Annotated in this window: 19 protein-coding genes; 3 read left to right on the top strand and 16 right to left on the bottom strand. The window is 67.5% G+C overall.

Annotated elements, in window-relative coordinates:
- Positions 1 to 20 precede the first annotated feature (20 nt).
- The 3 genes from CFB52_RS15310 to aceK form a co-directional block, all read right to left on the bottom strand.
- Positions 21 to 698: an SDR family oxidoreductase gene (locus CFB52_RS15310; protein ID WP_059585396.1), complete on the bottom strand. Its 678-nt coding sequence runs from the start codon at positions 696 to 698 to the stop codon at positions 21 to 23.
- 102 nt (positions 699 to 800) lie between these two features.
- Complete coding sequence (gene can / locus CFB52_RS15305) at positions 801 to 1,571, bottom strand: carbonate dehydratase (RefSeq protein WP_059585395.1); 771 nt, start codon at positions 1,569 to 1,571, stop codon at positions 801 to 803.
- 55 nt (positions 1,572 to 1,626) lie between these two features.
- On the bottom strand, positions 1,627 to 3,444 hold the full coding sequence (gene aceK, locus CFB52_RS15300) for a bifunctional isocitrate dehydrogenase kinase/phosphatase (RefSeq protein ID WP_059641340.1): 1,818 nt from the start codon (positions 3,442 to 3,444) through the stop codon (positions 1,627 to 1,629).
- 303 nt (positions 3,445 to 3,747) lie between these two features.
- Here aceK and CFB52_RS15290 point away from each other — a divergent pair, with 303 nt between their 5' ends.
- The gene (locus CFB52_RS15290; RefSeq protein ID WP_099316868.1) at positions 3,748 to 4,827 is read left to right on the top strand and encodes an MBL fold metallo-hydrolase; all 1,080 of its coding nucleotides are present in this window, start codon (positions 3,748 to 3,750) and stop codon (positions 4,825 to 4,827) included.
- Positions 4,828 to 4,843: 16 nt separating this feature from the next.
- Here the strand turns inward: CFB52_RS15290 and CFB52_RS15285 are convergent, their stop codons facing one another.
- The 6 genes from CFB52_RS15285 to argS form a co-directional block, all read right to left on the bottom strand.
- Complete coding sequence (locus CFB52_RS15285) at positions 4,844 to 6,487, bottom strand: ABC-F family ATP-binding cassette domain-containing protein (RefSeq protein ID WP_099316867.1); 1,644 nt, start codon at positions 6,485 to 6,487, stop codon at positions 4,844 to 4,846.
- Positions 6,488 to 6,679: 192 nt separating this feature from the next.
- Positions 6,680 to 8,275 (bottom strand): ABC transporter substrate-binding protein, encoded by a 1,596-nt coding sequence (locus tag CFB52_RS15280; protein WP_059585391.1) that lies wholly within the window; start codon positions 8,273 to 8,275, stop codon positions 6,680 to 6,682.
- A gap of 438 nt (positions 8,276 to 8,713) precedes the next feature.
- Entirely contained in the window at positions 8,714 to 9,487 is a 774-nt protein-coding gene (locus CFB52_RS15275) for an SDR family oxidoreductase (protein WP_059585389.1), read from the bottom strand.
- 19 nt (positions 9,488 to 9,506) lie between these two features.
- Positions 9,507 to 10,145 carry a thiol:disulfide interchange protein DsbA/DsbL gene (locus CFB52_RS15270; RefSeq protein WP_011694426.1) on the bottom strand — a complete coding sequence of 213 codons (639 nt, stop codon included), beginning with the start codon at positions 10,143 to 10,145 and terminating at the stop codon, positions 9,507 to 9,509.
- A 70-nt stretch (positions 10,146 to 10,215) separates the two neighbouring features.
- Positions 10,216 to 11,115 (bottom strand): SPOR domain-containing protein, encoded by a 900-nt coding sequence (locus CFB52_RS15265; RefSeq protein ID WP_060966594.1) that lies wholly within the window; start codon positions 11,113 to 11,115, stop codon positions 10,216 to 10,218.
- A gap of 120 nt (positions 11,116 to 11,235) precedes the next feature.
- A complete protein-coding gene (argS, locus tag CFB52_RS15260) occupies positions 11,236 to 13,017 on the bottom strand; it encodes an arginine--tRNA ligase (RefSeq protein WP_059585387.1) in 1,782 nt (593 codons plus the stop codon).
- Between the two features lie 200 nt (positions 13,018 to 13,217).
- On the opposite strand from argS, the gene CFB52_RS15255 reads away from it, so the two are divergent.
- On the top strand, positions 13,218 to 13,541 hold the full coding sequence (locus tag CFB52_RS15255) for a DUF1840 domain-containing protein (RefSeq protein ID WP_006489103.1): 324 nt from the start codon (positions 13,218 to 13,220) through the stop codon (positions 13,539 to 13,541).
- A gap of 313 nt (positions 13,542 to 13,854) precedes the next feature.
- Here CFB52_RS15255 and CFB52_RS35080 read toward each other — a convergent pair whose 3' ends face one another.
- The 7 genes from CFB52_RS35080 to CFB52_RS15220 form a co-directional block, all read right to left on the bottom strand.
- A complete protein-coding gene (locus CFB52_RS35080; RefSeq protein WP_257220310.1) occupies positions 13,855 to 14,181 on the bottom strand; it encodes a hypothetical protein in 327 nt (108 codons plus the stop codon).
- Between the two features lie 63 nt (positions 14,182 to 14,244).
- Entirely contained in the window at positions 14,245 to 14,442 is a 198-nt protein-coding gene (locus CFB52_RS35075) for a hypothetical protein (protein WP_226225937.1), read from the bottom strand.
- A gap of 143 nt (positions 14,443 to 14,585) precedes the next feature.
- Positions 14,586 to 17,303 (bottom strand): methionine synthase, encoded by a 2,718-nt coding sequence (gene metH / locus CFB52_RS15245; RefSeq protein WP_180278214.1) that lies wholly within the window; start codon positions 17,301 to 17,303, stop codon positions 14,586 to 14,588.
- Positions 17,304 to 17,344: 41 nt separating this feature from the next.
- Positions 17,345 to 18,412: a homocysteine S-methyltransferase family protein gene (locus CFB52_RS15240; protein ID WP_099316866.1), complete on the bottom strand. Its 1,068-nt coding sequence runs from the start codon at positions 18,410 to 18,412 to the stop codon at positions 17,345 to 17,347.
- A gap of 200 nt (positions 18,413 to 18,612) precedes the next feature.
- Positions 18,613 to 18,870: a DUF3567 domain-containing protein gene (locus CFB52_RS15235; RefSeq protein ID WP_006477667.1), complete on the bottom strand. Its 258-nt coding sequence runs from the start codon at positions 18,868 to 18,870 to the stop codon at positions 18,613 to 18,615.
- A 248-nt stretch (positions 18,871 to 19,118) separates the two neighbouring features.
- Positions 19,119 to 20,366: a DUF3108 domain-containing protein gene (locus CFB52_RS15225; RefSeq protein ID WP_059585409.1), complete on the bottom strand. Its 1,248-nt coding sequence runs from the start codon at positions 20,364 to 20,366 to the stop codon at positions 19,119 to 19,121.
- Between the two features lie 114 nt (positions 20,367 to 20,480).
- On the bottom strand, positions 20,481 to 21,347 hold the full coding sequence (locus CFB52_RS15220; protein ID WP_059585384.1) for an IclR family transcriptional regulator: 867 nt from the start codon (positions 21,345 to 21,347) through the stop codon (positions 20,481 to 20,483).
- A gap of 129 nt (positions 21,348 to 21,476) precedes the next feature.
- Between CFB52_RS15220 and CFB52_RS15215 the strand changes: the two genes are divergently transcribed.
- On the top strand, positions 21,477 to 22,469 hold the full coding sequence (locus CFB52_RS15215; protein ID WP_059585383.1) for a fumarylacetoacetate hydrolase family protein: 993 nt from the start codon (positions 21,477 to 21,479) through the stop codon (positions 22,467 to 22,469).
- Positions 22,470 to 22,577: the final 108 nt, after the last annotated feature.

The following is a 22,577-nucleotide window of genomic DNA, read 5'->3' as shown; positions in this document are numbered from 1 at the left end:
CGATCGGTTGCCGATGCCGCTCACCAGCTCAGCTCGACGCCGTCGTACTGGAAGAACCGGCCGTTCGCCTGGGACACGTCGGAACCCGATTCGGCGATCACGCGACGCATGCCGGTCACGCTCGTTTCCGGGTCGATCGCGGCCTGCGCGCCGCCCATGTCGGTGCGCACCCAGCCGGGATGCAGCGAAATGCACGCGGCATGGCGCGTCTGCAGCGACGCGATGCGCAGCGCGTCGTTCAGCGCGGCCTTGCTCGCGCGGTACAGCCAGCCGGTCGTGCCGGTCGCCTCGGCGATGCTGCCCATCCGGCTCGACACGACGGCCAGCACGCCGCGCGCGTCCTCGACGAGCGGCAGCAGGATCGGCAGCAACTGCATCGGCCCGCGCACGTTCGTGTGCATCACCGCGTCGAAATCCTCGGCGGTGATCGTCTCGACGCCCTCGGTGCGCGGCCCGTACACGCCCGACACGAGCACGGCCGCATCGAGCCGCTCGCCGTCAAGCTTCCAGCCGAGCGCCGCGATCTGCTCGGGCTGCGCGATGTCGAGCGCATGCGGCTGCGCGCCGAGCGCGCGCAGCGCATCGAGCGACGCCGCGTCGCGCGCGGTGGCGATCACGTTCCAGCCGTCGCGCCGGTATTGCCGGACGAATTCGCGGCCGAGGCCGCGCGATGCGCCGACGATCAATACGGTTTTCATGCCTGTCGCTCCTTGCGGTGGCGCCACCGAGGCAGTGCCGTTGTCAGATCCGTTCGACGCGTGCCGCGGCCGCGTCGCAGCCGCCGCCCGGCGGCTGGCGCGTTACTGCTGCGCGTCGTCGCACGGCTTGAGCGTCGCGGCGACCGCCTGCGCGACGCTTTCGAGCCGGGCGGCGTCCGCCGCGACCATGTCGTTGTCCGGCGCATGCTCGCCGCCGGCGGTGAGCGCGGCCACGCAGCGCCGGTAAGTCGAGTCGAGCGCGTCGAAGTTCGACACGGCCATCCCGAGGTTGCGCATCCGGCCGTCATGCACGCCGTACACGAGCCCGTGCACGGTGAGCGACTGGCCGCGCGCCCACGCGTCGTTGACGATCGTCGTGCGGCACACGTTGACGACCTGTTCGATCGCATTCAGCTCGATCAGGCGACGGTAACGCGCTTCGCCGACCGGCCATTCGTCGAGCAGCGCCGCATGGCGCTCGCGTACGTCCTGCACGTGATGCAGCCAGTTGTCCGCGAGGCCGACACGGCGGTTGTGCAGCGCCGCGTTCACGCCCGAGCAGCCGTAGTGGCCGACGACCATGATGTGCTTGACGCGCAGGATGTCGACCGCGAACTGGATCACCGACAGGCAGTTCAGGTCGCTGTGCACGACCACGTTCGCGATGTTGCGGTGCACGAACACTTCGCCCGGCGGCAGGCCGATGATCTGGTTCGCCGGCACGCGCGAATCCGAGCAGCCGATCCACAGATATTCCGGCGCCTGCTGGTCGGCGAGTCGTGCGAAGAAATCGGGATCGTCGGCGAGCTGGCGCTTGACCCAGGCATCGTTGTTGTCGAACAGATGTGAAAGCGGATTGTCTTGAGTAGTCATCGGTGTGGCTTCCGTTGGCGGAAATCGGTCGATATCGGATTCGGTGTTGCCGGCGTCAGGCGGCGCGCTGTGCGTCGCCTGCGCCGTCGTCGAGGCCCGTCGCGCCGAAGCGCGCAGGGTAGCGCACGCTAAAGCGCAGGGCCGCATCGTACGGATAAAAATCGGGCAATTCGCCCTGCATCAGCTTGTCCTTGCTCGCCTGCCACAGCGCCGGATCGAAAAAGTCCGCGTGATGCTTCATGAAGACGCTGCGCACGCGCGGGTCGCCGAGCAGGAACGGCCCGTAGGTCTCCGGAAAGATGTCGTGCGGGCCGACGGTATACCACGGTTCGCCGGACAGCTCGTCTTCCTCGTTGCGCGGCGGCGGCACGCGCCGCACGTTGCAGTCGGTCAGGTACTCGATCTCGTCGTAGTCGTAGAACACGACGCGGCCGTGGCGCGTGACGCCGAAGTTCTTGTACAGCATGTCGCCGGGGAAGATGTTCGCCTTCATCAGCTCCTTCACCGCGTTGCCGTATTCCTTCACGCCATGCTCGACGTCCGCGTCGCTGCCGTTCTGCAGGTACAGGTTCAGCGGCGTCATCCGGCGCTCGATGTACAGGTGCTTGATCACGAGCTTGTCGTCCTCGTACTCGAGCAGCGACGGCACTTCCTTCTCGAGTTCACGCACGAGCGCATGATCGAGCCGCGCGAGCGGCAGCGCGACGCTCGAATACTCGAGCGTGTCGGCCATTCGCCCGAGGCGGTCGTGGCGCTTCACGAGCTGGTACTTCTCCATGATCTGCGCGCGCGTCGTTTCCTTCGGCGGCGGGAATTGATCCTTGATGATCTTGAACACGTACGGGAACGACGGCAGCGTGAACACGAGCATCACGAGGCCCTTGATCCCGGGCGCGATGATGAAGCGGTCGCTCGAATGCGACAGATGGTGCAGCAGGTCGCGGTAGAACAGGTTCTTGCCCTGCTTCTGCAGCCCGACCGACGTGTAGATCTCGGCCTTCGGCTTGCCCGGCATGATCGTGCAGAGGAACTCCACGTACGCGGACGGCACGCCCATGTCGACGAGGAAGTACGAATGCGAGAAGCTGAAGATGATCTGCAGCTGCTCGCGGCGCAGCAGCACGGTATCGAGCGCGAGCACGCCCGGGCGCACGTGGCGGATCGGCACCGCGAACGGCAGCACGCGGTCGGCGTTGATGATGCGGCCGACGATGTACGCGCTCTTGTTGCGGAAGAACAGCGACGACAGCACGTGGATCTGGAAATTCGGCGCTTCGTCGAAGTGGCCGAATTCATCGTCGATCGCCTGCATCACGCAGCCGATGTCGCGCGTGAGATCCTCGAACGCCGGCTCGAGCTGGAAATTCGTGACGATGCGCTCGAGCGTGACCGCGAGCCCGTCGGTGCCCGGATAGTACGCGCGGTACGTCGGTTTCGCGGCCGGCTCGTCGTTCTCCAGATACTCGGTCGAGATCGCCGGGCGCACGAAGATGAAATCGTTGCTGAAATACGAGCGGTGCAGGATCTTGCAGCACACCGAATTGAAGAAGGTTTCCGCGCACTCGGGCTGGCGGTGCGACGTGAGCAGGCCGATGTAGTGCAGCTTGATCTGCTGCCAGACTTCGTCGTCGATGTTCTCCGCGTCGTATTCGTCTTCCAGCACCTCGACGCATTCCTTCACGCGATCGTCGTACGACGTGATCCGCTCGCGCGCGAGCCGCTGCAGCCCGTGCCAGTCGCCGCGCTCGAACAGCGTCTTCGCATCGACCGCCGCTTCGCGGAAGATCCGGTAATGGCGATCGAAGTATTCGAGCATCGTCTGCGCGACGTCGAAACCGATCTGCGACGACAGCAGTTTGGGGAAGTGATTCATCGCGTGCAGGCTCGTTCAAGGGGCTGTAAGCACTCGCCATTTTAGCGCCCAAGTCGGCGTTTCAATGATTTTCGCGGTGATGCGCGAATGGTCGTCAATCGGTGTGTTGATCGCCGTTGGGCGCCGTTCGACGCATCTTCGCGTAAAGATACGGGTACGGAACCGATTCTGACACGAACTTTTTTCGGCGCGCCGCCGGGGGCCGGGCACGTGTTTCGCGCGACGGCGATAGAATCGACGCACCGCCCGCCGCACCCTGCCGCCGGCGCGCCTTCGCACCGATAACGACGAGACGCCCCACCGATGAATGCCCTGGAACACCAACTCGACTACCCCTTCGCCGATACGCTGCCCGCCGCGGGCGACACGTTCGAGGTCGCGCCCGGCGTGCGCTGGCTGCGCATGCCGCTGCCGTTCTCGCTCGATCACATCAATCTCTGGCTGCTGCGCGACGAGATCGACGGGCAGGCCGGCTGGACGGTCGTCGATTGCGGGATCGCGTCGGACGCGATCCGCACGCACTGGGAGCAGATCTTCGACACGCAGCTCGACGGCCTGCCCGTGCTGCGCGTGCTCGTCACGCACTGCCACCCCGATCACTTCGGCCTCGCGAACTGGCTGTGCGAAGGCGGCGACAAGGGCCGCTGGAACGTGCGGCTGTGGATGACGCTCGGCGAATACCTGTTCGGCTGCCTGATGGCAGCCGGCAACGGGTCGAACGCGGGCGGCGCGGCCGCCGCCGATCACTTCGCGCGCCACGGGCTGACCGATCCGGCCGCGCTCGACAAGCTGCGCAACCGCCGCAGCTACTACTCGGATCTGGTGCCGGCCGTGCCGCCGCGCTACCGGCGCCTGCGCGAAGGCGACGCGGTGACGATCGGCTCGCGCACGTGGCGCGTCGTCACCGGCTTCGGCCATTCGCCCGAACATTGCGCGCTTCACAGCGAAGCCGACGGCGTGCTGATTTCCGGCGACATGGTGCTGCCGCGCATTTCGACGAACGTGTCGGTGTTCGACCTCGAGCCCGAAGCGAACCCGCTCGCGCTGTACCTGGAATCGCTCGGCCGCTACGAGACGATGTCGCCCGATACGCTCGTGCTGCCGTCGCACGGCAAGCCGTTCCGCGGCGTGCGCACGCGCATCGCGCAACTGCGCGAACACCACGATGCGCGCCTGGCCGAAGTGCGCGTCGCGTGCGCGGAAAAGCCGATGAGCGCGGCCGACATCGTGCCGATCATGTTCCGCCGCCGCGAGCTCGACATCCACCAGATGACGTTCGCGCTCGGCGAGGCGCTCGCGCACCTGAACCTGCTGTGGCTCGCGGGCGAACTCGTGCGCGAGCAGGGTGACGACGGCGTGCTGCGGTTTCGCGCCGCCAGCTGAGCGCGCTTCGTCATCGTTACGCGACGGGTTCGTAACGCCATCCGTCGCGATGCCACTGCATCGTGTGCGTCGGTTCGAGCGCCGCGAGAAACGCGGCGTCGTGCGACGCGACCACGAGCGCGCCCGGGAAACCGGCCAGCGCGGCTTCGATCGCACGCACCGATTCGAGATCGAGGTGATTGGTCGGCTCGTCGAGCAGCAGCAGTTGCGCGGGCGTGCCGCGCCACAACGCGCACGCGAGCGCGGCCTTCAACCGTTCGCCGCCGCTCAGTTGCCGCGCCGGTTGCGTCGCACGTGTCGCGTCGAGCTGCAGCAGCGCGAGACGGCTGCGCAGGTCGCCTTCGGCGAGCGGCGTATCGAGCAGCCCGAGTTGCTCGACGATCGAGCGCTCCGGGTCGAGCAGTGCGAGCCGCTGGTCGAGATACGCGGCGCTCACGTGCGTCGTGCAAGTGCCTGAGCGCGGCGCCAGCTCGCCCGCGAGCATCCTCAGCAACGTCGACTTGCCGCAGCCGTTCGGGCCCGTCAGCGCGATGCGCACGGCGCCGCTGGCCGACCACGTGATCGCGTCGGTGTCGCCCGCGACGCGCCACGGCAGTTGCGCGCGTTCGAGCGTGAACAGCTGGCGGCGCGCGCTGACCTCCGTGCCCGGCAGCGACACCAGTACGGGCGCGTCGGTTTCGACGCGCGCTGCCGCTTCCTGCACGCGCGTGTCGAGCGTCGCCTTGAAGTCGCTCTGATGACGCCGGACCGTCCCCATGATGGCGCGCGCGGCGCCCTTGCGGCGCTGGCGCGCCATCGACGACAGGTTGGCCGCCTTCGCGTCGCGCAGCGACGCGGCCGCATGGCGCTGGATCGTGTCGTGTTCCTGTTCGAGCCTGCGCCGCACGCGCTCGCGCTCGGTGCGCACATGGTCGAGCGCCGCGTGCGCGGCTTCCTGTTGCGCGTCGCGCTGCGCACGGTAGAGCGCGTAGTTGCCGCCGTACGAGCGCGCGCCGTGCGGCGTCAGCTCGACGATGCGCTGCACGCCGGCGAGCAGCGCACGGTCGTGGCTCACGATGACCACGCCGCCGCGCCAGCCGTCGAGCGCCGTGCGCAGCCACGCGCGGCCCGGTGCGTCGAGATGATTGGTCGGTTCGTCGAGCACGAGCAGGCCGGCGCCGGACAGCAGCGCGCCGATCAGCGCGACGCGCGCGAGCTGGCCGCCGCTCAACGTGTGCGCGGGCGTGTCGGCGCGGACATCGTGCAGGCCGGCCGCGTCGAGCGCCGCGCGCAGCCGCTCCGCGAGATCCCAGCGATCGCCGATCAGGTCGAAGTCGTGCGGCCCCGCGTGGCCGTCCGCGAGACGCGCGAGCGCGCCGAGCGGCGCATCGAGCGCGGCGATCTGCGCGACGGATCGCGGGGCGGCCGTGGCGTCGTGGTCGTGCTGCTGCGCGACGTAGACGACCTGCGCATGTCGCTCGACCGTCCCCGCACTCGGCGCGCGGCGGCCCGCGATCAGTTGCGCGAGCACGCTCTTGCCGACGCCGTTGCGGCCGACGATGCCGGTCGGCGTGCGATCGATGGACAGGTCGAGCGAATCGAACAGCGTGACGCCGTCGTCGAAGCGGAAGGAAACGTGATGAAGCGCGACGAGCGCGCCGGTGGGCGTGGCTGCAGCCATAAGCACCTCCAAAAATGCGTGAAGACCTTCGCGCGCGGCGTGCGTGGCACGGGCGGCGAAAACATTTCGGGAAGGCTTAGTTGTTCACTTTGGCTGGCGTCCGGTATGAGGAATGAGCGCGCAGTGTAGCAAGCGCGGCGCGCGGGCCGCAAGCGAGCGGCATGTGCGCCGTCGCTTGCGCGCCACGCGAGGTTACTGCACCGCGACCGTCGCGAAGTTCTGCCGTCCGAACGGACTCACGTGATAGCCGCTCACGTTCGTGCGCGTCAGCGCGGCCGCGGTCGGGTAGCCGAGCGGAATCCACAGCGCCTGGTCGTGGATGATCTTCTGCGCGCTTTCGTACAGCTTCGCGCGCTTGGCCTGGTCGGCGGTCGCCTTGCCGTCGGCGATCAGCTTGTCGAGCTGCGCATCGCAGAAGCGCGCGAAGTTGATGCCCGACTTCACCGCGTTGCAGCTGAACAGCGGCGACAGGTAGTTGTCCGGATCGCCGTTGTCGCCGGCCCAGCCCATGAACAGCATGTCATGCTGGCCGAGCTTCGCCTGCTTGATCAGTTCGCCCCATTCGATCACTTTCACTTCCGCTTTCACGCCGATCTTCGCGAGGTCGGCCTGCAGCAGTTCGGCGCCGGCTTTCGGATTCGGGTTCAGCACGCTGCCGGTCGGGCGCGTCCAGATCGTCGTCGAGAAGCCGTTCGGGAAGCCGGCCTGCGCGAGCAGCTGCTTCGCCTTCGCGGGATCGTACGCATACGGCGCGATGTCCTTCGCGTAGCTCCACGTGTTCGGCGGATACGGATTGTTCGCGGCCGTCGCGGTGTTGTCGAACACGACCTTCAGGTAGGTCGCGCGGTCGAACGCGAGATTCAGCGCCTCGCGCACCTTGTCGTTGTCGAGCGGCTTCTTCTGCGTGTTCAGCGCGACGAACGCGGTCATGAACGCAGGCGTCTGCACGACCTTCAGCGCGCTGTCGCCCTTCGCGGCGAGCACGTCTTGCGGCTTCGGCGACAGCGCGATCTGGCATTCGCCGGCCTTCACCTTCTGCATGCGCACCGATGCATCGGGCGTGATCGCGTAGATCAATCGATCGACCTTCGGCTTCGCGCCCCAGTAGGTCGGGTTCACGTCGTAGCGGATCAGTGCGTCCTTCGTATAGCTCTTCAGCACGAACGGGCCGGTGCCGACCGGCTTCGCGTTCAGGTCGGCCTGCTTGCCGGCCTTGAGCAACTGGTCCGCGTACTCGGCCGAGTAGATCGACGCGAAGCCCATCGTCAGGATCGGCACGAACGTCGCGTTCGGCTCGTTCAGCACGAACTTCACCGTGCTGTCGTCGACCTTCGTCACCGATTTCACGAGCTTCACGAGGCCCATCGACTGCGCATGCGGGAAGCCGCTCGCGCCGGCCACCTTGTGCCACGGATTCGCATCGTCGAGCATCCGCGTGAACGTGAACACGACGTCGTCGGCGTTCAGCGGGCGGCCCGGCTTGAAGTAGTCGGTGGTCTGGAACGCGACGTTCGGGCGCAGGTGGAACGTGTACGTGAGGCCGTCGGCGCTTGCTTCCCATTTGTCCGCGAGCGCGGGCACGACCTTCTTCGCGGCTTCGTCGTAGGACACGAGCGTGTTGAAGATCACGTCGGCCGACGCGTTGGTCGTGACGAGCGAGTTGTACTGCACGACGTCGAAGCCGTCCGGGCTCGATTCCGTGCAGACGGTGAGCGGCTTGGCGGCGGCGAGGCCGGGAGCGGCAAGGGCCGCGGCCACGGCGGCCGCGGCGAATAGCTTGACGTGCATAGGATCTCCCACGTTGCTTGTGTTTTTCGCTGGATGACGGAGGCGGGCGCGGCCCGGCAGCGGGCAGGGCCGGCGCGGCTGGCGAATAGGATACCGTCAAAGCGCGCGACGCGTGGAAAAAGGCGCCGGAACGCGACGAATTGACCGAAAAACGGCTGCGATGGCGACGGAACGGGTGTTGATGCGGCCGTGCGGAGAGGGCGAGCGCGGCGCGGAAGGCGAGGGGCGAGGCGGGCGGCTGCGAATGCGAATGCGAATGCGAATGCGAATGCGAATGCGCGGCGCGAGCGACGGAACGGACAGGATCGCGGCAGCGGTGCGCGGTATGTGGCGCGACACGAAGGTAGAGGCCCGCGCGGATTCGCGCGGTATGGCGAGGCAGACCGGGCCAAGGCCCGACAGCGACCCGGCGAGGCGCTCGCCGGATCCACGGCGCACTTAGTGCGCGCCGGCCTTCGGCTTGCGCGGCGCCTTCTCGAACAGGCGGTCGTACAGCCAGCGCGGCAGCACGTGCAGCACCTTCGCGACGACGCCCATCTGCCACGGAATCACGCGGAACGCGTGCTGCCGGGCGATCGCCCGCGCCGCGCGCGCGGCGAAGCGGTCGGCGTCCATCAGGAACGGCATCCGGTACGGGTTGTGCGCGGTCATCGGCGTGCGAATGTAGCCGGGCGCGATCGTCACGACGCCGACGCCGGCCGGGCGCAACTCGACGCGCAGCGATTCGAGATACTTGATCGCGGCCGATTTCGACGCGCTGTACGCGCCGGAGCCGGGCAGCCCGCGCACGCCGGCGACGCTCGCGACGCCGACCAGCGTGCCGTGGCGCGCGGCCGTCATCGGGCCGACGAACGGCTCGAACGTCGCGACCATCCCGTAGTAGTTGATGTCCATCACGTCGCGGAACGTCGCGAGGTCGCCCTGGCCCGTGACGGCGCCCTGGCTGATGCCCGCGTTCGCGATCACGACGTCGGGGCAGCCGTGCGCGGCGATGAACGACGCGGCGGCGGTGGCCAGCGCATCGGCGTCGCGCACGTCGGCGGAATAGACGGAGATGGACAGCTTCGGGAACCGCCGCGCGAACGCATCGAGTGCATCGGTGCGGCGCGCGACGAGCGCGAGCGTGGCGCCCTGGCGGGCGTATTCCTCGGCCATCGCGAGGCCGAGGCCGCTCGACGCGCCGGTGATGAAGACCTTCAGCGGAGTAGTCATGCCGGCGCGCGGGCGGGGATCAGAGCTTCTTGTCCTGAACCTGCTTCACGAGGAAGTCGAGCACCTGGGCGGTACCCGGGATGCTGTTCGTGTAAGCGGGGCCCGTCTTGTACTTGCCCTGGACGACGACCGTCGGCACGCCGTCGATCGCGTAGTCCTTCAGCAGCTTGGCCGACTGGTTCACCTCGCCCTGCACGCTGAACGAGTTGTACGCGTCCATGAACTTCTTCTTGTCGACGCCCTGCGTGGCCAGGAAGTCGGCCTGCGCCTGCGGCGTCAGCAGGTAGTTCTTCTGCTTGTGGATCGCGTTGAAGATCGCCGGCGTGACCTTCTCGGAAATGCCGAGCGCGGACACCGCGTAGAACAGCTTCGAGTGCGGGAGGAAATCGTCACGGAAGGCGACCGGCACGCGCTTGAAGTCGATGTTGTTGCCCTGCTTCTTCACCCAGGCCTCGATCGTCGGCTCGAATTCGTAGCAGTGCGGGCAGCCGTACCAGAAGAACTCGATCACCTCGACCTTGCCGGCCGGCGCCGACACCGGCTGCGGCGACTTCATCACCTCGAAGTCCTTGCCGGCGGCCGGCGCGGCGGGCGAAGCCTGGGCGAGGCCGGCGGCCAGGCCCAGGGACAGAAGGAGCGTGCTAAGCAGTTTTTTCATGTTGTGAACGTCGAATCGGTTGCTCGGGTTACGGAACGTAACGGGTTCTGCGTGGGCGCGGCCGGGTGGCTTACTGCTTCGTGAAGCGGATCACCGCCGTGTCGACACCTGCATCGGACAGGCGCTGACGGGCCGAGTTCATATCCTCGAACTTCGAGAACGGGCCGACGCGCACGCGGAAATAGGTCACGCCGCTGACGTCGCGCTTCGACACCTTCGACTCGAAGCCCTGGAAGCCGAGGCGCGCACGCTGCTGTTCGGCATCGCCTTCCGTCTTGTACGCGCCGACCTGCAGGAAGTAGCCGGTGTTCGCGTCGTTCGCGGTCGGCGGCTTCGCCGCTGCCGCCGCGGCGGCGGCCGACGACGTCGGCTTCGGCGTGTTCGCGGCCTGCTGCTGTTGCTGCTGCTTTTGCGCGGCGGCCTGCTGCGCCTGCTTCTGCGCGGCGAAGCGCGCGAGGTCGTCCTCGCCGCCTTGCTGCTGTTGTTGCTGCGCCTGTTGCGTCTTCTTCGGCGGCGGCGTGGTGTCGGCCGGCTTCGGTGCGACGGCGACGCCGTTGCCCGACGACGGATTGTTCGACGCGGTGGCGTTGCTCGAGCCGGTGGCGCCGTTCGCGTTGCCCGACGGCGGCACTTCGACGATCTGCGGCTCGGGCAGCAGGCCGCCGCCCTGAGTCTGGTTCGCGGCCTGGCCGGGCGCGGTGTTCGGCGGTGCGGATTGCGCGGCCTGCGGCACCGGCTGGCCGGGCGTCTTGCCCTGCAGCGCGCGGTTCGGGTCGAACTGCTGCGGCTGGCTCGCGCCGTTGTCGGCCTGCGGCGGCGCGACCTTCGACACGAACGGCGACGGCGAACGCGTGATGTAGAGCGCCACCACCACGGCGATCGCGAGGCCGACGATCAGGCCCAGTACGATTCCAAGAAATGTCCCTCCGGCTTGTTTCGATTGCTTCGAAGTTCGGCGTGGTTGTGCCATTGCTTGAGTCACCTGCAAAAAGAATCGTGAGAGGGCTGCGACGGGCGCCCGACGGCGGGCAATCCGACGGCGGGCGTTGCCGCAGCCAGTCGCGGCCCGGTTCGGGCCGCGCGGACATCCTTACATCTTGGCGGGGGCGGACACGCCGAGCACCGTCAGGCCGTTCTCGAGCACCTGCCGGGTCGCGGCGAGCAGCGCGGCGCGCGCATTGCGCGGCGCTTCGTCGTCGACCAGCACGCGCTCCGCATTGTAGAACGAGTGGAATTCGCCAGCGAGATCGCGCAGGTAGAACGCGACCGCGTGCGGCGCCAGCTCGTTCGCCGCGTGCGTGAGCATGTCCGGATACTCGGCCAGCTTCTGCATCAGCGATGCCGCCTGTGCGCTCGTCAACTGCGACAGGTCGGCGCCCGGCAGTTGCGCGACGTCGACGTTGTAGCGCGACTTCAGTTCGTTGAGCACCGAGCAGATCCGCGCATGCGCGTACTGGACGTAATAGACCGGGTTTTCGTCGTTCTGTTTCAGCGCGAGATCGATGTCGAACACGAACTCGGTATCGGCCTTGCGCGAGATCAGGAAGAAGCGCACCGCGTCGCGGCCGCGCGTGATGGTCGCCTCGTCGATCAGGTCGGGGGCCGCTTCCTGGCCCGCCGCCGCGCCGCCCGACCATTCGATCAGGTCGCGCACCGTCACGTAGCTGCCCGCGCGCTTCGAGATCTTCACTTCCTGCCCGTCGCGCATCACGGTGACCATCTTGTGCAGCACATAGTCGGGATAGCCCTTCGGGATCCCGATGTGCAGGCCCTGCAGGCCGGCGCGCACGCGCGCGATCGTGCCGTGGTGGTCCGAACCCTGGATGTTGATCACCTTCGTGAAGCCGCGTTCCCACTTCGTCACGTGGTATGCGACGTCCGGCACGAAGTACGTGTACGTGCCGTCCGACTTGCGCATCACGCGATCCTTGTCGTCGCCTTCGTCGGTCGTGCGCAGCCACAGCGCGCCGTCCTGCTCGTAGGTCATGCCGGCCTTGACCAGCGCGTCGACCGTCTTCTCGACGCGGCCCTCGCTGTACAGCGACGACTCGAGGTAGTACTGGTCGAACTTCACGCCGAACGCCTGCAGGTCCATGTCCTGCTCGCGACGCAGGTACGTGACCGCGAACTTGCGGATCGCGTCGAGATCCTCGACGTCGCCCGCGCCCTTGACCGGCTCGCCGTCCGATGCGGCGACCGTTTCGCCGTTCAGGTAGTCGCGCGCGATGTCGGCGATGTACTCGCCGTTGTACGCGGCTTCCGGCCAGCCCGCGTCGCCCGGCTTCAGGCCGCGGGCGCGCGCCTGCGTCGAGATCGCGAGGTTGCCGATCTGCACGCCGGCGTCGTTGTAGTAGAACTCGCGGTGCACCGCGTAGCCCTGGCTCGCGATCACGTTGGCGAGCACGTCGCCGAGCGCGGCCTGGCGGCCGTGGCCGACGTGCAGCGGGCCGGTCGGGTTGGCCGATACGAATTCGAGCAGCACCCGCTTGCCTTTCTCGCGATCCGACGTGCCGAACGCGCGGCCCTGCTCGAACACGGCGGCGATCACCGCCTGCTTCGCGGCCGCCGACAGGCGCAGGTTGATGAAGCCGGGGCCGGCGATCTCGGCGGCTTCGACGAGGCCTTGCGCGGCCGGCTGCGCGGTGAGCGCGGCGACGATCCGTTCGGCGAGCTGGCGCGGGTTCGTGCCCAGCGGCTTCGCGAGCTGCATCGCGACGTTGCACGCGACGTCGCCGTGCGCGGCGACCTTCGGGCGCTCCAGCGTGATGGTCGGGGCGACGAATGCTGCGTCGGCGCCTTTCAGCGCGTGTGCGACCTGCTTGACGCTATCCGCGAGCAGGGCTTCGAGGGTCTGTTTGTGTGCTGGCAGCATGCTGGTAGAAGGCTTCGTTGGTGGGGGCCGGAAACGCCGGCCCGCCGGCGCGCTTTTTAAGCGCGCGTTTCAGGGATCGCAGAATTTTAACAGGTGCTAATATGCCGCTCAGGCGGCCCGCGTCCGCGAGGCCGGACGCCGGTCTGCCGGCGTTCCCCAACCTCGCCGCGCAGGCACAACAAGATGAAAAGGGAATTGTCATGATTACGTTCAAGAGCAAGGCGGCACAGGATCTCGACGTGCTGAAGGATTTCGCCGTGTATGTGCTGGGTCTCGTCGGCAAGCAGCTGGGCGAGCGCGGTGTCATTACGCACGACGAACTGGACCACGCGATCGCCAAGCTGGAAGGCGCGGTCGCGCAGGCGAAGCAGGAGCGCGCCGAGCACGCCGGCCATTTCCACGAGGACGAAGCCGACCACGCGCACCACGAAGTGCCGCCGAGCCTGGCGCAGCGCGTCGCGCCGTTCCTGACGATGCTGCGCGAAGCGAAGGCTGGCCAAGCCGACGTGCACTGGGGCTTCTGAGCTTCCTTCTTCCTTGCCCGGCGGATCGAACGGTCGGCCAGACAGGAAAAGCCCGCTTTCGAGCGGGCTTTTTATTTTGTCTGATGAAATGGCGACAGGGCAGAAGGCGGGCGCGACGAAATGGGGCGGCAGTGCGGGCCTGCCTTGACCGATAGGTGAAATTCCTTATAATTCAATGCAAGACTATGTGAAAGCGGGTGCGAAAACATAGCGCCGCCCGGGCAACCGGGTCCCACCTGGAGTGGGTATTTCGTCGAAAGACGGAAAGAGAATCCCGCATGCGACGGCTGCCGAAAGGCGGCCGTTGGTTTTTCTACGCCCGGATCTTGCGGCCTTCCAGGCTTGCGCGCAGCAACGTGCGCAACGCGACTTTCCGGGCTTCCCGCTGGCGTCGGGTGAGTCCGCCATCCAGCACGTAGGCCGACTGCACGCGCAGGATGAGCCGGCGTTTCCTGATCCGGTCCTTCGCCACCTCGAAGAACACGGCATACACGCGCTGCGTGCCGTCTGACGCGACCTCTTCCACCGTCACGAAATTGGGCTGCCGTTCATCCGCGACAACGATCCGCCGCGTCGCCAGCCCGACGATCACGCCGCGCAACAGCTGCCGTGACGCGCGATACCGGTCCGCGCAGAGCACACGTGTCTCGCGGCCGTCGTCGTAGATCTCGTCGTCTGGAATGGTGTCGCGGGTCCGCCCGTCTCATTTGAGGCTGCGTGTGAAGCAGTGACAGGAGAACAGGACCAGAACCGTCACGTCGAAGCCGGTTTCCAGATCGCAGGTGAACGTCAACGGGCGCAAGTGGCTCAGGTCCCAGCTTTCGCCGCGATAGCGGGTGGGCGGGAACGGGGTGGCGGCGTCGAGCGGTGTTTCGGTGATCCTGATCTCGAAGGAAGGCATGGCTGGGCGAGTGTCGGGTCGAGAGATTGCAGCGTTGATCGACGAATATTGAGATTAGTTATCCTGAATAAGTGGTGGGGTAGACAACGCGCCCCGAGATCGGGGCGCGTGACGGTAAGTCGCGGCTGCGCGCCGCGGCTCGATTACAACTGCGGCGCGAGCGCGCGGCGTGCGTCGTCGAGCGACAGCGCCATGCGCCGTGCATAGTCCTCGAGCTGATCCTGCCCGATTTTACCGACCGAGAAGTAACGGCTGTCCGGATGCGCGAGGTAGAAGCCCGACACGCTCGCCGCCGGCAGCATCGCCAGCGAGTCGGTCACGCTCATGCCGATCTCGTCCGCGTGCAGCACGTCGAACATGTCGCGCTTCACGAGGTGGTCGGGGCAGGCCGGGTAGCCGGGCGCCGGGCGGATGCCCGCGTATTTCTCGGCGATCAGCGCGTCGTTGTCGAGCGTCTCGCCGCTCGCATAGCCCCACAGCTCGCGCCGCACGCGCGCGTGCATCGCTTCGGCGAACGCTTCCGCGAAGCGGTCGGCGAGCGCCTTGAGCATGATCGCGCTGTAGTCGTCGTGATCGGCTTCGAACTGCTTTTCCTTCACGTCGACGCCGAGGCCGGCCGTCACCGCGAACATCCCGATGTAGTCGGCGACGCCCGATTCCTTCGGCGCGATGAAGTCGGCGAGCGAGCGGTTCGGCCGCATCACGCCGTCGACCACCGGGCGCACGCTCTGCTGGCGCAGGTTGCGCCACGTGAGCAGCACCTCGGAGCGCGACTCGTCGCTGTAGATCTCGATGTCGTCGTCGTTGACGGTGTTCGCCGGCAGCAGCGCGATCACGCCGTTCGCGGTCAGCCAGCGCCCCTGGATCAGGCGCGCGAGCATCGACTTCGCGTCGGAGAACACACGCCGCGCCGATTCGCCGACGATCTCGTCGTTCAGGATCGCCGGGTACGGGCCGGCGAGATCCCAGGTCTGAAAGAACGGGCCCCAGTCGATGTAGTTCGCGAGCTCGTTCAGGTCGTAGTTCCTGAACACGCGGCGGCCGGTGAACTTCGGCTTCACCGGCTGGTAGCCGGCCCAGTCCACCTTGGTCTTGTTCGCGCGCGCCTCGGCGAGCGTGACCATCGGCTGCGCCTTGCGGTTCGCGTGCTGGTCGCGAATGCGTTCGTAGTCGGACTTCAGCTCGTCGAGATACTTCGCCGCGCCTTCGTCGGACAGCAGGTTCGACGCGACCGACACCGAGCGCGACGCATCGGGCACGTAGACGACCGGGCCTTCGTAGTGCGGCGCGATCTTCACGGCCGTGTGCACGCGCGACGTCGTCGCGCCGCCGATCAGCAGCGGAATCTTCTTCACGCGGAAGTAGTCGTCGCGCTGCATTTCGGACGCGACGTACGCCATTTCCTCGAGGCTCGGCGTGATGAGGCCAGACAGCCCGATGATGTCCGCGCCTTCGACCTTCGCCTTCGCGAGGATCTCGTTGCACGGGACCATCACGCCCATGTTGACCACTTCGAAGTTGTTGCACTGGAGCACGACCGACACGATGTTCTTGCCGATGTCGTGCACGTCGCCCTTCACGGTCGCGATCACGATCTTGCCCTTCGCGCGCACGTCGCCGCCCGCTTCCGCGAGCAGGCGCTTTTCTTCCTCGATGAACGGGATCAGGTGCGCGACCGCCTGCTTCATCACGCGCGCCGATTTCACCACCTGCGGCAGGAACATCTTGCCCTGGCCGAACAGGTCGCCGACGACGTTCATCCCGTCCATCAGCGGCCCTTCGATCACGTTGATCGGACGGCCGCCGGCCGCGGCGATCTTCGCGCGCGCTTCTTCGGTGTCCTCGACGATGAAGGTCGTGATGCCGTGCACGAGCGCGTGCGCGAGGCGCTTCTCGACCGGCTGGTTGCGCCATTCGAGGTTCTCTTCCTTCTTCGCGGCGCCGGTCTTGAACTTGTCGGCGATCTCGAGCAGGCGATCGGTGGAATCCGCGCGGCGGTTCAGGATCACGTCCTCGACACGCTCGCGCAGCTCCGCGTCGAGATCGGCGTACACGCCGAGCTGGCCCGCGTTCACGATGCCCATGTCCATCCCGGCCTGGATCGCGTGATACAGGAACACGGTGTGGATCGCCTCGCGCACCGGGTCGTTGCCGCGGAACGAGAACGACACGTTCGACACGCCGCCGCTCACCTTCGCGTACGGCAGGTTCTGCTTGATCCAGCGCGTCGCCTCGATGAAGTCGACCGCGTAGTTGTTGTGCTCCTCGATGCCCGTCGCGACCGCGAAGATGTTCGGGTCGAAGATGATGTCCTCCGGCGGGAAGCCGACTTCGTTCACGAGGAAGTCGTACGAGCGCTTGCAGATCTCGGTCTTGCGCTCGTACGTATCGGCCTGGCCGGTCTCGTCGAACGCCATCACGACCGCGGCCGCGCCGTAGCGGCGGATCAGGTTCGCGTGGTGGCGGAACGCGTCCTCGCCTTCCTTCAGCGAGATCGAGTTCACGATCGCCTTGCCCTGCACGCACTTGAGGCCGGCTTCGATCACGTCCCACTTCGACGAGTCGATCATGATCGGCACGCGCGCGATGTCCGGCTCGGATGCGATCAGATTCAGGAAGCGCACCATCGCCGCCTTCGAATCGAGCATCGCCTCGTCCATGTTGACGTCGATCACCTGCGCGCCGTTCTCGACCTGCTGGCGCGCGACGGCGAGCGCCTCGTCGAACTGGCCGTTGAGGATCATCCGTGCGAACGCCTTCGAGCCGGTGACGTTGGTGCGTTCGCCGACGTTGATGAAGAGCGTCCCGGGCGTGACGTTGAACGGCTCGAGGCCGGCAAGGCGCATCATGTGATCGGTCATGGCGGTGCGAATTTGGTGATGAAGGACGTGGGGCAGGCGGGTCAGGCGTTGTCGCTGTACTGGTTCGGCCAGCGGCGCGGCTTCACGTCGGCGAGCGCCTTCGCGATCTCGGCGATGTGCTCGGGCGTCGTGCCGCAGCAGCCGCCCGCGAGGTTCACGAGCCCGGCCTGCGCGAATTCCTTCAGCAGGCCCGACGTGACGTCGGGCGTTTCGTCGAAACCGGTGTCGCTCATCGGGTTCGGCAGGCCCGCGTTCGGGTAGCACGACACGTAGGTGTCGCACAGCTTCGCGAGCTCGGCGATGTACGGACGCATCAGCGCCGCGCCGAGCGCGCAGTTCAGGCCGAACGTGAGCGGCTTCGCGTGACGCAGCGAATTCCAGAACGCCTCGACGGTCTGGCCCGACAGGATCCGGCCCGACGCATCGGTGACGGTGCCCGAGATCATGATCGGCAGGCGCTCGCCGGTGTCCTCGAACAGCTCGTCGAGCGCGAACAGGGCGGCCTTCGCGTTCAGCGTGTCGAAGATCGTCTCGACGAGGAACAGGTCGACGCCGCCGTCGAGCAGCGCCTTCGCCTGCTGGTAGTACGACGTGCGCAGCTCGTCGAACGTGACGTTGCGGGCGCCCGGATCGTTGACGTCCGGCGAGATGCTGGCCGTCTTCGGCGTCGGCCCGATCGCGCCCGCGACGAAGCGCGGCTTGTCCGGCGTCGCGTATTTCGCGGCCGATTCGCGTGCGAGCTTCGCCGATTCGACGTTCATCTCGACGACGAGATCTTCCATCCCGTAGTCGGCCTGCGCGACGGTCGTCGCGCCGAACGTGTTGGTTTCGACGATGTCGGCGCCGGCCGCGAAGTACTGGTCGTGGATCTCGCGGATGATCTGCGGCTGCGTGAGCGACAGCAGCTCGTTGTTGCCCTTGATGTCGCGCGGGAAATCCTTGAAGCGCTCGCCGCGATACGCGGCCTCGTCGAGCTTGTAGCGCTGGATCATCGTGCCCATCGCGCCGTCGAGGATCAGGATGCGCGATTTGAGCAGCGCGGGCAGGGCGGCGCCGCGCGTGTAGCGCGCGTCGAGCGGGACGGAAGCGGCGAGAGGAGTCGCAGACATGGGCGGAAGACCGGCGAAGACGGAAAACCGTCATTGTAGCCGGTGCGTCAAGCGGTCGCCGCCCTGGCCGCGCCGGCCGGGCGGCCGCCAAATGAAAGCCCCCGCCGGCGAGCCGGACGGGGGCAGGATCGGAGTGCACGCGGCGCCGCGTCGATGCGCGGCGAATGGCCCGGCCGCGTGGCGCGCCGGGCCGCGAGTCGTCAGTGCAGCACGACGGGCATCATCATCAGGCTGTCGAATTGTCCGAGGAATTCGTCGACCTCGTCGAGCGACGGTTCATCCTCGATCAACTGCTTCACGTGCGCGCGGAATCGTTCGGCAAGTTCGCCGTCGATGAAGATCTCGCGCTGCGCGTTCTTGTCGACGATTTCATATCCGCCGGCATTCATCAGGTGATGGCCGGCCTGCGGCGCAAATTCGACGACGCAGTAGTTGGGGCTGTTGTAGATCATTTGCATGGCGGCACTCCTCTTCGCAGTGGCATCTGGCCTTGTTGTCCCCTAGGTGGGGCAAGCCTTGCCGGTTTCAAGGGGCTTGCGCTGCACACCCCGTTCCTCCCGTTCGCGTGGGGTGTATCGGTTAGAAGCCGATGTCTATCAAACGTTTCTCATTGTGAGCCGGTGGACTGAAATAGTTGTTAAAGAGTGTCATCGGCCATTTCCGGGAAAACTGTAATCGGTCGAAATTGCCGATTCGTGCATGTTTTTTACTGTGTGACAACCGAGGAGGCCGGTGGTTGCACGGTTGCAGCGGGCGTGGACGGCGCCGCTTGCGCGGGCGGCGCGGCCGGCACATCGGGCGCCGGTGCGGCGTCGGGCGCGCTCGTTGCGCCGCCGGGCGGTGCTGCATCCGCAGGCACGTCCGGTGCGGCGAGGCGGCCGTGCCACAGCAGCTCGATCTGCGCGCCGTTCGGCTCGGTCTGCACGAGCCGCGCGGGCAGCCAGCCGAGCGACGGCGCGAGCCACATGTCGATGCGGCGCGTGTCGCCGTCGCGGCGCGGCAGGCGCATGAAGTGCCGTGCGGCGATGACGCCGGCCTGCGTCTGCACCTGCTCGTCGCCGATCACGGTGATCGGCCAGGTCTCGCCGCTGTTGTTGTCGATCACGAAGAACTGCTGCGTGACGCCCGGCTTGTAGGCGGAAGGATTGCCGCGCACGAGCCCCGACAACTGCATCAGCATGCTGAAGCGGTCCTGCACGCCATCGGGCAGCGGCGCGTTGTTCGGCGTGCGCGTGAACACGACCTGCCGGATCTCGCGGTTGAAGATCGCGATGTCCTCCGGCCGCTTGCCCCGCTTCTCGACGTAACGGTCGGGCGCGACGCCGAATGCATCGATGCGGCCTTCGCTGCGATAGGCGAACGGGCCGACGAACGGCACGGGCATCGACACCGACAGGTCGTAGGTGTGCCCGTCGGTGCGCCAGCGGATCGTGCCGATCATGTTCTGCATGCCGTTGTAGAACGTGTCGTACTGCAGGTCGCCGGACGGCGGCGCGGCGAACTTCACGCCGCTCGCGGCAGGCCCCGGCGTCGCGGCGCTGGCGCCGGCGGCCGGCGCGGCGTGCGCGCCCGACGCGCCCGGTACGCCGCTCGCGGCGGACGCGGCGGCAGCGGGCGGTTCGCCGTGCTCGGCCGTCTGCGTCGACGTGAGGACCGGTTCGTCCGGCGGCGCGGGTTTCGGCGGGGCCGCCTTCGGCGCGGCGGGTGCGGCCGGACGTTCGACCGGCTTCGACTCTGGCGGCGCAGGCTGGCGTTCGATCGGCCGCGGTTTCAGCAGTTCGATCTGCACGGGGATGTCGGCGGGCGGCGGCGGCGTGAACGATTCGCGGTTGCGCATCAGCCAGAACCCCGCGAGCGCGTGCAGCACCAGCACGGCGACGAGCGCGACGCCCACGCGCAGCCAGCGGCGGGGCGGGGCGTAACTCGGGCGAAGGTCGGCAGGCTGCATGGGCATCGGAACGGGGTCGGGGCGCGTGCGTGACGTCGGGCGCGCGGCGCGCGCCACAGGAATCGGACCGCCGGATGCGCCGCGCGTTCGCGACGCGTGACGTGGGGTGAGCCGGAGGCGTCAGGCGTCGCGTGCGTCGGGACTATAGCCGAGTTCGTAAGACAGTTTCCGCGCGCACGCGCGCAGCGCCGTGTCGATCTCGCCGCCCCACGCGATGTCGAACGAGCCTTCCTGGCCGAGCGCGACGATCGCGAGCGCGAGTTCGCCGACCGCGTCGAACACCGGCATGCAGAACGCGTGGATCGTCGGCAGCAGCATCCCCTCGACGCGCGCGGCCTCGTGCCGGCGCACGTCGGCGAGCACGGCGTCGACTTCGTCGAGCGTGCGCGGGCCGCCGTGGTGCGGCGAGCGGCGCGTATCGGCGAGTTCGCGCTCGAGCATCGCGGCGGTCTTGCTGCGCGGCAGGTACGCGGCGAACAGCAGGCCCGTCGCGGAGCCGAGCAGCGGCATCACGTCGCCGAGCTTCAGCGACGCCTTCGCCGGATGGCTCGATTCCATCCAGTGCACGATCGTCGGCCCCTGGTTGCCCCATACCGCGATGCCGACCGTCTGGTCGAGGCGGTCGCGGAATTCGGTCAGCGCGATCCGCGCGAGCTTCACGCCGTCGACGCGCGCGAGCCGCGCGAGGCCCATCTGCAGCGCGAAGCCGCCGAGCTCGTAGCGGCCCGAGACGGGATCCTGCGACACGACGCCGAGCCGCGAGAAGCTGACCAGGTAGCGGTGCGCCTTCGCCGGGCTCATGCCCGCGCGCTGCGCGAGATCGCGCAGCATCATCGCGCGCGGCTCGCTCGTCAGCACGTCGAGCAGGCGGAAGCCGACCTCGATCGACTGGATGCCGGAACGGACCTTCTCGCCGTGTTCGCCGGACGCGGTGTCGTCGGTATCGGAGTCGGTGAGATCGTCGTCGGGAAGCGGGCTGGCGGGCATGGGCAACGGGTGCGCGAAAATGCGGCAGGAAACGGGGTGAAAACGGCGCGCGCGATCGGGGCGCGCCGCATGGATTCACCATCGTAAAATAGATTCCCTCCATCGTCACTACAACGGCAGATCCTCCCTATGAAACTTGCTTCGCTGAAGGACGGCACGCGCGACGGCCAGCTGATCGTCGTGTCGCGCGACCTGCACACCGCGGCGATCGCCGATGCGGTCGCGCCGACGTTGCAGCGCGTCCTCGACGACTGGGCGTTCTACGCGCCGCAACTGCGCGACCTGTACGACGCACTGAACCACGGCCGCGCGCGCAACGCGTTCGCGTTCGATCCGGCCAACTGCATGGCGCCGCTGCCGCGCGCGTTCCAGTGGGCCGACGGCTCCGCGTACGTGAACCACGTCGAGCTCGTGCGCCGCGCGCGCGGCGCGGAGATGCCGCCCGAGTTCTGGACCGATCCGCTGATGTATCAGGGCGGCAGCGACGATTTCCTGGGGCCGCGCGACGACGTCGTGTGCCCGTCCGAGGAATGGGGCATCGATTTCGAGGCCGAAGTCGCGGTGATCACCGGCGACGTGCCGATGAGCGCGTCGCCCGACGCCGCGCTGAAGGCCGTGCGGCTCGTCACGCTCGCGAACGACGTGTCGCTGCGCAACCTGATTCCGGCCGAACTCGCGAAGGGCTTCGGCTTCTTCCAGAGCAAGCCCGCCACCGCGTTCGCGCCGGTCGCCGTCACGCCGGACGAGCTCGGCGACGAATGGCGCGAGGGCCGCGTGCACCGCCCGATGATCGTCCACTGGAACGGCAAGAAGGTGGGGCAGCCCGATGCGGGCACCGACATGGTGTTCCACTTCGGCCAGCTGATCGCGCACGCGGCGAAGACGCGCAACCTGCGTGCCGGCTCGATCGTCGGCTCCGGTACGGTATCGAACAAGGATGCGAAGCGCGGCTACTGCTGCATCGCCGAGAAGCGCTGCCTCGAGACGATCGAGCACGGCGCGCCGCAGACCGAATTCATGCGTTACGGCGATACCGTGCGCATCGAGATGTTCGATGCGGCCGGCAAGTCGATCTTCGGCGCGATCGAGCAGTCGGTTTCCCCACCCGACGGCGCGGCATAGGCAACGCGGCGGCGGCACCCGGCCTCGGCCCGCGCGCCGGGTTTCGCCCGATGTTTGACCGCGCGGGCTTGGCTACACTCGATTCAAGCGTTCGAGCGCCTCGAACAA

Origin of the sequence: Burkholderia sp. AU18528, assembly GCF_002223215.2 — a bacterium.
In the GTDB taxonomy this organism is placed as follows: Bacteria; Pseudomonadota; Gammaproteobacteria; order Burkholderiales; family Burkholderiaceae; genus Burkholderia; species Burkholderia semiarida.
Note: the sequence above shows the minus strand (reverse complement) of the source record. Positions and strands in the feature narration are given on the sequence as shown.

Coding starts and splice junctions, on each gene's coding strand:
- CFB52_RS15290 (WP_099316868.1), top strand. CDS start 3,748: ATGAATGCCCTGGAACACCAACTCGACTACCCCTTCGCCGATACGCTG.
- CFB52_RS15255 (WP_006489103.1), top strand. CDS start 13,218: ATGATTACGTTCAAGAGCAAGGCGGCACAGGATCTCGACGTGCTGAAG.
- aceK (WP_059641340.1), bottom strand. CDS start 3,444: ATGAATCACTTCCCCAAACTGCTGTCGTCGCAGATCGGTTTCGACGTC.
- CFB52_RS15280 (WP_059585391.1), bottom strand. CDS start 8,275: ATGCACGTCAAGCTATTCGCCGCGGCCGCCGTGGCCGCGGCCCTTGCC.
- CFB52_RS15220 (WP_059585384.1), bottom strand. CDS start 21,347: ATGCCCGCCAGCCCGCTTCCCGACGACGATCTCACCGACTCCGATACC.
- CFB52_RS15285 (WP_099316867.1), bottom strand. CDS start 6,487: ATGGCTGCAGCCACGCCCACCGGCGCGCTCGTCGCGCTTCATCACGTT.
- CFB52_RS35075 (WP_226225937.1), bottom strand. CDS start 14,442: ATGCCTTCCTTCGAGATCAGGATCACCGAAACACCGCTCGACGCCGCC.
- CFB52_RS15270 (WP_011694426.1), bottom strand. CDS start 10,145: ATGAAAAAACTGCTTAGCACGCTCCTTCTGTCCCTGGGCCTGGCCGCC.
- CFB52_RS15275 (WP_059585389.1), bottom strand. CDS start 9,487: ATGACTACTCCGCTGAAGGTCTTCATCACCGGCGCGTCGAGCGGCCTC.
- CFB52_RS15235 (WP_006477667.1), bottom strand. CDS start 18,870: ATGCAAATGATCTACAACAGCCCCAACTACTGCGTCGTCGAATTTGCG.
- can (WP_059585395.1), bottom strand. CDS start 1,571: ATGACTACTCAAGACAATCCGCTTTCACATCTGTTCGACAACAACGAT.
- metH (WP_180278214.1), bottom strand. CDS start 17,303: ATGACCGATCACATGATGCGCCTTGCCGGCCTCGAGCCGTTCAACGTC.
- argS (WP_059585387.1), bottom strand. CDS start 13,017: ATGCTGCCAGCACACAAACAGACCCTCGAAGCCCTGCTCGCGGATAGC.
- CFB52_RS15265 (WP_060966594.1), bottom strand. CDS start 11,115: ATGGCACAACCACGCCGAACTTCGAAGCAATCGAAACAAGCCGGAGGG.
- CFB52_RS15310 (WP_059585396.1), bottom strand. CDS start 698: ATGAAAACCGTATTGATCGTCGGCGCATCGCGCGGCCTCGGCCGCGAA.
- CFB52_RS15215 (WP_059585383.1), top strand. CDS start 21,477: ATGAAACTTGCTTCGCTGAAGGACGGCACGCGCGACGGCCAGCTGATC.
- CFB52_RS15240 (WP_099316866.1), bottom strand. CDS start 18,412: ATGTCTGCGACTCCTCTCGCCGCTTCCGTCCCGCTCGACGCGCGCTAC.
- CFB52_RS15225 (WP_059585409.1), bottom strand. CDS start 20,366: ATGCCCATGCAGCCTGCCGACCTTCGCCCGAGTTACGCCCCGCCCCGC.